Below are 9415 nucleotides of genomic sequence, written 5' to 3'. Positions count from 1 at the left end.
CGGCAACAGGGGCCGGGGCGGCGGGGGCCGGGCGGCCTCCCACGATTTTGCCCATGATCGTCGTCAGGACGATGAGGCAGATGAGCCCGAAGAACACGGTGCCCATGCCCATCAGGCAGACAAACAAACTTCCATATTCTGGCATATGCTCCCTCCTATAAATATAGATGCAGGGCTATTGTATCAACTTCCGCCGAAAAAAACAATGACTTTGGAGAAATTTTATCAGGGCTTTTTTGCCTAGTCCCCGGAGGCTGGACGTAAGTAATAAAACATGGTACAATTTTACGAATCCGGGGCGGGAAGCAGCGGGTTTATCCGTTAAGAAACCGGTAAAATTTCCCCGCCCCGCCGGAAAGGAGTCCGCTATGCAGTATCAAACCGTGGTCCCGGGCCGCTTTCTCGCCCGGCCCAACCGCTTCATCGCCCAGGTGGAGGCGGAGGGAGCCGTCCAGACCGTCCACGTAAAAAATACGGGCCGCTGCCGGGAGCTGCTGGTCCCCGGAGCGGCCGTCTATCTGGAGAAAAACAAAAACCCCGGCCGGAAGACGGCGTATGACCTCATTGCCGTGCGGAAGGGGGCGCTGCTGGTAAACATGGACGCCCAGGCGCCCAACCGGGTCTTTGCCGAATGGCTGGCGCCCCGCCTGCCGGAGGGGGCGGTCCTCCGCCGGGAGTACGCATATGGGGACTCCCGCCTGGACTTCTGCGTGGAGAGCCCCCGGGGCCTCTTCCTGATCGAGGTCAAGGGCGTCACCCTGGAGGACGGCGGCGCGGCCCGCTTCCCCGACGCGCCCACGGAGCGGGGGGTAAAGCACATCCGGGAGCTGCAAAAGGCGGCGGAGGCCGGGCTGGGGGCGGCGCTGTTCTTCGTGGTGCAGATGGAGGGCATGAAGAGCGTGGCCCCCAACGAGGAGACCCACCCCGCCTTCGGCGCGGCCCTGCGGGAGGCCGCCGCCGCGGGGGTCCGGGTGTGCGCGTGGGACTGCGCCGTCACGCCGGAGAGCCTGACCCTCCGGCGTGAGGTGCCGGTTTTGCTCTAAAGCAGCCGCCCAACCGGGAGCGCCTCAAAAACCTGGGCATAGCGGCGGCCCAGCTCCTCCAGCGCCCGGTTGGTTTCCGCCTCCGGGGAAAAGAGGCCGAACACCGCGGGGCCGGAGCCGGACATGGCGGCGGCCAGGGCTCCGTGGCGGAGGAGGGCTTCCTTGATCTGCTGGATTTCCCGCCGCTCCGGCGGTTCCAGCACCGTCTCGAACACGTTGCCCACGCGCCCTGCCGCGCCCGCCAGGTCTCCCCGTTTCAGGGCGGCGGACATCCCGTCCACGTCCGGATGGGGGAGGCTTCCGTCAAAGCGGAGCCGGGCGAACATGGGCCCCGTGGGCAGATCGAAGTCCGGCTTGCAGATCACAAAACGGCAGTCCGGCAGGGGGGGGAGGTCCGTCAGCAGGTCCCCCCGGCCCTCCGCCAGGGCGGTGCCGCCCCGGACGCAGAAGGGCATGTCGCTGCCGATCTGCCCGCCCACGGCCTCCAGCGCCTCCCGGGGCATGGCCGGGGCGTATCTCTCCCGCAGCAGCCGCAGCAAAGCCGCCACGTCGGCGCTGCCGCCCCCCAGGCCCGCGTAGGCCGGGGTTTTCTTCTCCAGCGTCACCCGGAGGGACGGCCGGGGCCGTCCTATGGCGGCGAAGAACGCCTCCGCCGCCCGCTGTTCCAGGGTTTTCCCCTGGGGGAGGACGAGGCCTTGGGCAAAGAGGGCGAAGCCCTCCCCGGCCTCCTCCAGCGTCACGGCGTCGCAGAGGCTTACCGTCTGCATTACCATGCGCATCTCGTGATAGCCGTCCGGGCGGCGGCCCAGGATGTCTAAGGCCAGATTCACCTTTGCCGGGGCGGCCTGCGCATATCGTTCCATAAAGTCCTCCTTAAAATCCCATCTCCGCCAGCTCTTGAACCAGGCGGATATAGAACTCCCCGGCGTCAAAGCCGGGACGCTTCCGCCGCCGCCCTCCCGCGGCGTCTTGGTGGGACACGCCCGCCAGGGTGCCCCGCCAGCGCCCCCAGGCGGCGGAGTCCGGGGAGACCAGGCCATCGGTGGGGGCGTCGGCCCTGGTGAGCCGGAGCTGGAGGCGGTCCATGGGGTCCCAGCCCGCCCCGTCCAGCCGGGCGCCCCAGCTTTGGTAGTAGACCAGGGGGCTGTCCGGGTTCTCTTCGTTGAAGCGGGCCATGGCCTCGGGGGTTAGGGCGCTTACCGCCGCCGGGAAGTCCGGGTCCCGGTCTCCCCGGGCCCGCCAGAAGCCCTCCAGCCCCCGGCCCGCAATCCGGCAGACCCGCTCCCGCGCCAGCCACTCCGCCGCCGCCCGGGAGCCGTGGTGGGGCGTGCAGATGGTGGTGAGGGAGGCGGTTTTCCCGGCGAAGTCCAGNGTGGAGATGAGATACCGGGCCTCCAGTCCGCCCTTGGAGTGGGCGATAAGGTTCAGCTTTTGGCTTTCTGTTTCCGTTAGGATGTCCTCCGCCCGGCGGAGAAGGGCCCGGGCGTTGCCGGGGACGCTGCCCCAGGCGTCCTGGCCGCTGAGGTAAACCGTGGCCCCATGTTCCCGGAGGATGTCCGCCACACGGCCCCAGTAGGGGAAAATCCAATCGTCCCGGCAGTTGAGGCCGTGGATGAGCAGAAGGGGGTATCGGGTCCGGCAGTCCGTCATAGGGGGCCTCCTTTCCGGCCTTGCGTGTCGGCGGATTTTGCGGTATGGCAGGGATAGGCGCCGCGAAAAGACGGCGGCGGTTGGTCCCGTTCCCCGAAAGGGGGTGACGGGATGGCGATTACATGGACGTTCCATATCCTTCATTGGACGATAACGATCAAGGTAAAAAGCGGAAACCGCCACCGGGCAGGGTGACGGTTTCTCTTTTGAAGCTGTAATCATCTAGCCGGACCAACCGCTTGCCGCGGTGCCTGGAATTATTATAGGCCGAAACGGCCTTTCTGTCAAGCCCCGGCTTCGGCCGGGGCTTGACGTTCCAGTCTTTTTCCGCCCTTTCCGCCACGAAAGCATTGACATTTCCGCTAAGGCCCGTTATCCTAAGAGAATCTGCCCGGGGCGGGATTTCCCGCCGGTGGGTTTTGCAACGAAATATACGAGAGAGGAACGAGAAACTTATGAAACGGGAGCGTTTTCAATCCCGCCTGGGCTTCCTTCTGGTAAGCGCGGGCTGTGCCGTCGGCATCGGCAACGTGTGGAAATTCCCCTATGTCACCGGGGAGAACGGCGGCGGCGTNTNCGTGCTGTTNTACCTGCTNNTTCTNGCGATCATGGGCGTGCCGGTTCTGACCATGGAGCTGGCGGTGGGCCGGGCCAGCCGCAAAANCGCCGTGCAGGGCTATCAGGCCCTCCAGAAGCCGGGCAGCAAGTGGCACATTCACGGCTGGTTCTGCGTGGCGGGCTGCTGCCTTTTGATGATGTACTACACCACCGTCTCCGGCTGGATGCTGGGCTACTTCTTCAAGTTCGCCGGCGGGGCCTTTGACGGCCTTGCCTCCGATGCGGTGGACGGCGTGTTCTCCGCCATGCTGGCGGACCCGGTGGAGATGACCGTCTGGATGGTTCTGACGGTGCTGGCGGGCTTTTTGGTGGTGAGCTTCGGCCTGCAAAAGGGCCTTGAGCGGATCACGAAGTGGATGATGCTGGGCCTTCTGACCCTCATCATTGTGCTGGCGGTCCACAGCCTGACCCTCTCCGGCGGGATGGAGGGCGTGAAGTTCTACCTCCTGCCCGACTTCCAGCGGGCGGCGGAGGCGGGCCTGGGCAATGTCATTACCGCCGCCATGNNNCAGGCGTTCTTNACCNTGAGCNNNGGCATTGCCGCCATGGANANTTTCGGCAGCTACATGAGCCGGGACACCACCCTCACCAGCGAGGCGGTGCGCATCTGCCTGCTGGACACCTTTGTGGCCCTGATGGCGGGNCTCATCATCTTCCCCGCCTGCTTCGCCTTTGACGTGGAACCGGGACAGGGCCCGGCGCTGATCTTCATGATCCTCCCCAAGGTCTTCCTGAATATGGCGGGGGGCCGCCTCTGGGGGTCCCTGTTCTTCCTGTTCATGACCTTCGCCAGCTTCTCCACGGTCATTGCCGTCTTTGAGAACCTCCAGGCCAACGCCATCGACAACTTCGGCTGGAGCCGGAAAAAGGCGGCCCTGGCGAACTGCGTCTTNATTCTCATCGCCAGCATGCCCTGCGTCCTGGGCTATAACCTCTGGAGCGGACTCCACCTCATCGGCGGACGGGACGTGCTGGACAGCGAGGACTTCCTCGTCTCGAACCTGCTGCTGCCCCTGGGGTCCCTGGTGTACCTGCTGTTCTGCGTCAGCANGAGCNNATGGGGCTACGACCGCTATCTGGAGGAGGCCAACTCCGGGCAGGGCCTGAAAATGCCGCGCTGGCTGTGGCCCTACTTCCAGTTCGTCCTGCCGGTGCTGATTTTGATCATTTTGATTCAGGGGCTGCTTTGAGCCGGAGCTCCAAAACTTAAATAAAGCGGCGGGGAATTTCCCCGCCGCTTTTCTATAGCTTGCTTTAGAACGCCACCTTCATGCACAGCGCCACCAGGCACAGGATAACGGCGCAGGGCACATACACATACCGCCCGACGTGATACCACCAGGCGCCGGGGGCCTTCTCCGCGCCCTTGTCCACCTCGTCCATCAAATCCTCCCGGCGCATGATCCAGAACCAGCTCACCGCCCCCAGGGTGGCCCCGATGGGGATGATGTAGATGGATACAATGTCCATCCAGGGGCCCCACTTGAAGATGGGCTCCATGTGCAGGCCGATTCCCAGGCACACCACGCACAGCAGGACCAGCATGGCCTTTCGGCTGAGCTTGGGGAATTTGTGGAGCAGGGATTCCCCCACCGCCTCGAACATGTTCTGGAGGGAGCTGACCCCGGCGAAGATCATGGCAATATACAAAATCACCGCGAACAGCCGCCCCAGGGGGATGTCCTGCAAAATCCGGGGCAGGGTGACAAAGAGNAGGGAGGGCCCCGCCCCGATGTCCAGCCCGTAGGCANAACAGGCGGGGATCATCACCAGAGCGGCCACCAGGGCGGCGATGGTATCGAAGAGGGCCGTCCGTTTCGCCAGCTTCGCCACGTCCTCCGCCGTATCCAGGTAGGCCCCGTAGACGATCATGCCGCTGCCGGTGATGGACAGGGAGAAGAAGGCCTGTCCCATGGCCCAGATCCACACCATGGGGTCCAGCAGCTCCTCCCACCGGGGGGAGAACATATAGCNGTAGCCCTCCGCCGCGCCGGGGAGGAAGGCCACCCGCACCGCCAGGATGAGGAAGATCAGGAAAAAGAGGGGCATCATGACCTTGTTGCTCTTTTCGATGCTCTTGGCCCCNAGNAGAAGNGTCAGCAGCGTGCCCACCACCACGATGGCGTGGAAGGGAATCACGGAGTAGTCCGCCAGGGAAAAGCTCTCAAACCAGGCGGCGGTGTCCGCCGTCATCAGCTCCCCGGTGAGGGAGCCGGCGAAAGCCTTCAGCACGTAGGAGATGATGACCGCGTAGCCGATGGCGATGCACATGGACCCCGCCAGGGGCAGCCAGCCCAAAAGGCCCCCGGCCCTGCCCAGCTCCTTCTTCCGGGTGCCCCAGGCCATTTCATAGGCCCCCAGGGTGCCCGTCCGGGCCCGGCGGCCCACGGCGTACTCCGCCGCCAGGCCCACGGTGCCGAAGAGGGCGATGAAGATCAGGTAGGCGATGAGGAAGGCCCCGCCGCCGTTGCTGCCCATCTTGGCGGGAAAGCCCCACACGTTGGCCATGCCCACCGCCGAGCCCACCGCCGAGAGGACAAAGCCCCACTGGCTGCTGAACTGGCGCTTCTTGTGCTCGTGGCTCATGCCGCGCCCCCTTCCCGCTCCTCCTGAATCAGGGCCTCCAGCAGCTCCACCGCCGTGACGATCATGTTGTCGCAGTGGGCGGTGACGCCCAGGCGCTGGGAAGCGGGATTTTTGTCCGTTACGCCGGGCTTGGCCCGGAGGAGGTCCCCGCAGCGGGTGTGGCCGAAGACCTCGAAAAAACGGCGGCGGTACTCCTTGGTGACGCGGTAGATGTTCCNCTTGGCCTCCTGGTCCCCCTGCTTGTCAAAGGGGAAGCAGAGGCTCAAAATCAGCGCGCCGCCGCTGACGGCGCCGCAGACCTCCTCGTGGCTGCCGCCCAGGCCGCCGCCGAAGCCGCCCAGGAGGGGCAGGACCTCCTCCGGCGTCCGGCCCGCCAAACCGGCGCAGGCCGCCGCCACGGACTGGGCGCAGTTCCAGCCCTCCTTGTGATATTGATACGCCATCGCGCAGCGATCCATAAAAATGTCTCCTCTCTGTCAAATTCATCTGCTTTGGCCCAAAGGGCCTGTACTTATGANGGCATTATAACAAGCCTGGATGGAAATAGCAACCANGAAAATTCCGGGCTTATTTTGAAGAATCCGGCCCTGTTTTCCCGTTTTGTTCTCAGCGGGCCTTTTGCCCGTACCTTTTTGAATAAGGAGCTGAGACGATGACGACGTTTTCCCTGAAGCTGACGGCGGTGGTTCTCATGACCCTGGACCACATCGGGCTGTAGATTCCGGCGGCCCCGGCGTGGCTGCGCTGGCTGGGCCGGGGGGCCTATCCCCTGTTTCTCTTCTGCATGGTCCAGGGCTATGCCCATACCCGGAGCCGGAAGCGGTACCTTCTGCGGCTCTATTTGCTGAGCCTTTTTATGACGGCTCTGGGCCTGTTCCTGAATACCCGGTTCCTCCCGGAGGGGGGCTATGGAAACCACAACATTTTCCTGCCGCTGTTTCTGACGGGAGTTCTCATCAGCGCGGTGGAGCTGTANCAGCGGGATTGGAAGCAGGGCGGGCTCCTGCTGGGGGCCGCCGCGCTGGTCCAGGTTCTTTACGGGCTTCTCCCGTTCCTGCTGCCCTTCACCCGGAATTTCAGCGGGGACGTTCTCACCGGAGTGGTCCCGAACCTGGCGGTAAACGAGTTCGGCTTCGAGTTTATCGCCTTGGNGCTGGCCATGTACTTCCTCCGGGACCGCCGGGAGGCCCTGGCCGCCGTGTACCTGGTTTTCTGCATCTACCAATTCAGCGCCGAGGCGCTGTACGGCGTGTTCCCCGTCCAGTGGATGATGGTTCTGGCGCTGCCGCTGATGCTCCGTTACAACGGGGAGAGGGGCCGGGGCTGGAAATGGTTCTTTTATGTCTACTATCCCGCCCACACCTGCCTGCTGTTCCTGCTGGCCCGGGGCCTGGGATAACATAAAGCGGAGCGGTAGNGCCGCTCCGCTTTAAAAACTGCGCTTACCGCTCCTCGGCGGTGAAAAACACGAAGAAGGTGTCCCCTTCGCTGTCGTCGTCGAAGAGCTCCAGGTGGGAGATGGAGAAGTCCTTTTCGTCCGCGGGCACGTCGAAGACCAGGTCGCCGGTGCGGGTTTCGTTTACCGCCAGCTCGTACTCGGCGGGAAGCTGCTCTTCCGACACCACTTCCAGGTCGCTTCCGTCCTCGGCCTCAGTGATGGGCCAGGCGAATTCGTCCGTCTCGGAGCTGGCGGTCCACTGGCCCTGAAAATCGTCGTCGTACATGGGCAGGCTTTCGTTGAAGGTATTTTTAATGCTCATATTTACTACCAGCACCTTCATACCCTCCGGGGCGGTGTGACCATAGTAGTCGCCGGTGGTGTAGNCGCTGTTTACGGTAAAGTCCATGAAATAGGAATGTACCAGGTCGCCGGTGCGGGCCTCGGCGTAACCGTCCTCAGCCTGAACCTCGCCGCTTCCGGCGCTGCTGGAGCCGCCGCTGGAATCGGAACCGCCGCCGGAATCGGAACCGCCGCAGGCGGCCAGAGTGAAAAGCAGCAGCAGCNCTANGGTCAGAGAAAGCAGTTTTTTCATCGCAGGATATCCCCCATTCTGTAGTCTTGGTTCTCTTTGCCGGAGGCGGGATTCCGCGCGGTTTGCATGGAAGCCAAACGCCTCCCGGCCTAAGGGAATGATACTACGGACCGCCTTTCAAGTCAATATCCGTAACATAGAAATTGTCCGCTGCATAGGCTGGAGGGAGACGGCCTGGGAGGGATGAGGATGAGGCAGACGGTGTATATCTGGGGGACCCCGGAGCGGTTCGCCAATTACCGGCGCTGGGTGGAGTCCGCCGGGGGCCAGGCGGTGTTCGGGAAGGACGCCGGGGGCCGGGGAATCCGGTGGGACGCGCTGCTCCTCCCCGGCGGCGGGGACCTGGAGCCCTGGCGTTACGGGCGGGAGAATACTGCTTCCCGGGGGCTGGAGCCGGAGCGGGACGAGGCGGAGCTTCGGCTGCTCCAGGAGTTTACCGCCGTGGGGAAGCCGGTGCTGGGGGTCTGCCGGGGGCTCCAAACCATCAACGTCTTTTTCGGCGGAACCCTGGCCCAGGACATTCCCGGACACGGGGCCTGGGAGGGAGGAGACCGGCTCCACGGCGTGCGGAACGCCCCCGGGCTTGCTCTCTGGGGGGAGGGGCTGACGGTGAACAGCGCCCACCACCAGGCGGCGGACCGGCTGGGCAGCGGCCTGCGGGCCGTCCAGTGGGCGGAGGACGGCGTGGTGGAGGCCCTGCGCCATGAGCGCCTGCCGGTGTGGGCGGTCCAGTGGCACCCGGAGCGCCTGGGGGACCCGGTTCCGGGGCGGCGGCTGATGGAGGCCTTCTTAAATTTGGGCCGCTGAGAAAAAATTTCCGAAATTCGCGGGAAAACCGTCCAAGACCGCTTGACAGCCGGGGGCTTTCATGGTATGATATCCAAGCTGACGATTTCCAGGGAGGGCCGAAACCTCGCGGCCAAGACTTAAGCAGGTGTAGCACAATGGTCAGGGCACCAGCCTTCCAAGCTGGGGATGCGAGTTCGATTCTCGTCACCTGCTCCATCCAAAATTCGCGCCAGTAGCTCAGCCGGATAGAGCAACTGCCTTCTAAGCAGTAGGCCAGGGGTTCGAGTCCCTTCTGGCGTGCCAAGCTCTTCCCCTTCGTCCAGCGGTTTTCAGATGGTTGATATGTGGTGGGTGTAGCTCAGTTGGTTAGAGCACCGGATTGTGGTTCCGGGTGTCGTGGGTTCGAGTCCCATCTCCCACCCCACAAGAAGCAGGGGATCGGGGCTTTTCCCCGGTCCCCGTGCTTATTTCCTTCCTGCATGGGGACGTAGCCAAGCGGTAAGGCAAGGGACTTTGACTCCCTCATGCGCTGGTTCGAGTCCAGCCGTCCCTGCCAGCTCAGAAATTCCCCTTACCGCTCCGTTTCCGCCTGGCGGCGAAAACTGCGCCGGACGGGAAATTTCTTCGCTCCTTCAAGGGGGAGCGGGCTCCCCCTTGAGCAACCCCCACCCCAGCGGGGGGACGAGGGGACGGGGG

Annotated in this window: 8 protein-coding genes and 4 tRNA genes; 8 read left to right on the top strand and 4 right to left on the bottom strand. The window is 63.9% G+C overall.

Annotated features, from left to right (window positions below; all coding sequences use genetic code 11):
- Positions 1–145 (bottom strand): OadG family protein (locus JX325_RS18700; RefSeq protein WP_204790869.1); only part of this gene is annotated, 145 nt, incomplete at its 3' end.
- Positions 146–368: 223 nt separating this feature from the next.
- Between JX325_RS18700 and sfsA the strand changes: the two genes are divergently transcribed.
- Positions 369–1043, top strand: a complete 675-nt coding sequence (gene sfsA / locus JX325_RS09265) for a DNA/RNA nuclease SfsA (protein WP_204790868.1) — start codon at positions 369–371, stop codon at positions 1041–1043.
- Here sfsA and ispE read toward each other — a convergent pair.
- A complete protein-coding gene (gene ispE, locus JX325_RS09260) occupies positions 1040–1906 on the bottom strand; it encodes a 4-(cytidine 5'-diphospho)-2-C-methyl-D-erythritol kinase (protein WP_204790867.1) in 867 nt (288 codons plus the stop codon). The genes sfsA and ispE overlap by 4 nt on opposite strands.
- 1242 nt (positions 1907–3148) lie before the next feature.
- Here ispE and JX325_RS09250 point away from each other — a divergent pair.
- Complete coding sequence (locus JX325_RS09250; RefSeq protein ID WP_204790865.1) at positions 3149–4501, top strand: sodium-dependent transporter; 1353 nt, start codon at positions 3149–3151, stop codon at positions 4499–4501.
- Between the two features lie 64 nt (positions 4502–4565).
- Here JX325_RS09250 and JX325_RS09245 read toward each other — a convergent pair whose 3' ends face one another.
- Together JX325_RS09245 and JX325_RS09240 are read right to left on the bottom strand one after the other, a co-directional pair.
- Complete coding sequence (locus JX325_RS09245; protein WP_204790864.1) at positions 4566–5897, bottom strand: sodium-dependent transporter; 1332 nt, start codon at positions 5895–5897, stop codon at positions 4566–4568.
- A complete protein-coding gene (locus tag JX325_RS09240) occupies positions 5894–6355 on the bottom strand; it encodes a C-GCAxxG-C-C family protein (protein ID WP_204790863.1) in 462 nt (153 codons plus the stop codon). The genes JX325_RS09245 and JX325_RS09240 overlap by 4 nt, the downstream gene beginning before the upstream one ends.
- A 260-nt stretch (positions 6356–6615) precedes the next feature.
- Between JX325_RS09240 and JX325_RS09235 the strand changes: the two genes are divergently transcribed.
- From JX325_RS09235 to JX325_RS09205, 6 genes are all read left to right on the top strand, one after another.
- Positions 6616–7296, top strand: a complete 681-nt coding sequence (locus JX325_RS09235) for a TraX family protein (RefSeq protein ID WP_307819261.1) — start codon at positions 6616–6618, stop codon at positions 7294–7296.
- An 823-nt stretch (positions 7297–8119) separates the two neighbouring features.
- Complete coding sequence (locus JX325_RS09225; protein ID WP_204790861.1) at positions 8120–8737, top strand: gamma-glutamyl-gamma-aminobutyrate hydrolase family protein; 618 nt, start codon at positions 8120–8122, stop codon at positions 8735–8737.
- A gap of 123 nt (positions 8738–8860) precedes the next feature.
- A tRNA-Gly gene (locus JX325_RS09220) sits at positions 8861–8935 on the top strand.
- Positions 8936–8945: 10 nt separating this feature from the next.
- A tRNA-Arg gene (locus JX325_RS09215) sits at positions 8946–9022 on the top strand.
- A gap of 44 nt (positions 9023–9066) precedes the next feature.
- Positions 9067–9143 (top strand) — tRNA-His (locus tag JX325_RS09210).
- A gap of 57 nt (positions 9144–9200) precedes the next feature.
- Positions 9201–9275 (top strand) — tRNA-Gln (locus JX325_RS09205).
- Positions 9276–9415 lie beyond the last annotated feature (140 nt).

This window comes from Oscillibacter sp. CU971, assembly GCF_905219725.1.
Classification (GTDB): Bacteria; Bacillota; Clostridia; order Oscillospirales; family Oscillospiraceae; genus Oscillibacter.
The sequence above is the reverse complement of the archived record's forward strand: the minus strand, read 5'-3'. Positions and strand labels throughout refer to the sequence as shown.

Excerpts from the sequence above, each read along its gene's own strand:
- sfsA (WP_204790868.1), top strand. The coding sequence starts at position 369 with ATGCAGTATCAAACCGTGGTCCCGGGCCGCTTTCTCGCCCGGCCCAAC.
- ispE (WP_204790867.1), bottom strand. The coding sequence starts at position 1,906 with ATGGAACGATATGCGCAGGCCGCCCCGGCAAAGGTGAATCTGGCCTTA.
- JX325_RS09225 (WP_204790861.1), top strand. The coding sequence starts at position 8,120 with ATGAGGCAGACGGTGTATATCTGGGGGACCCCGGAGCGGTTCGCCAAT.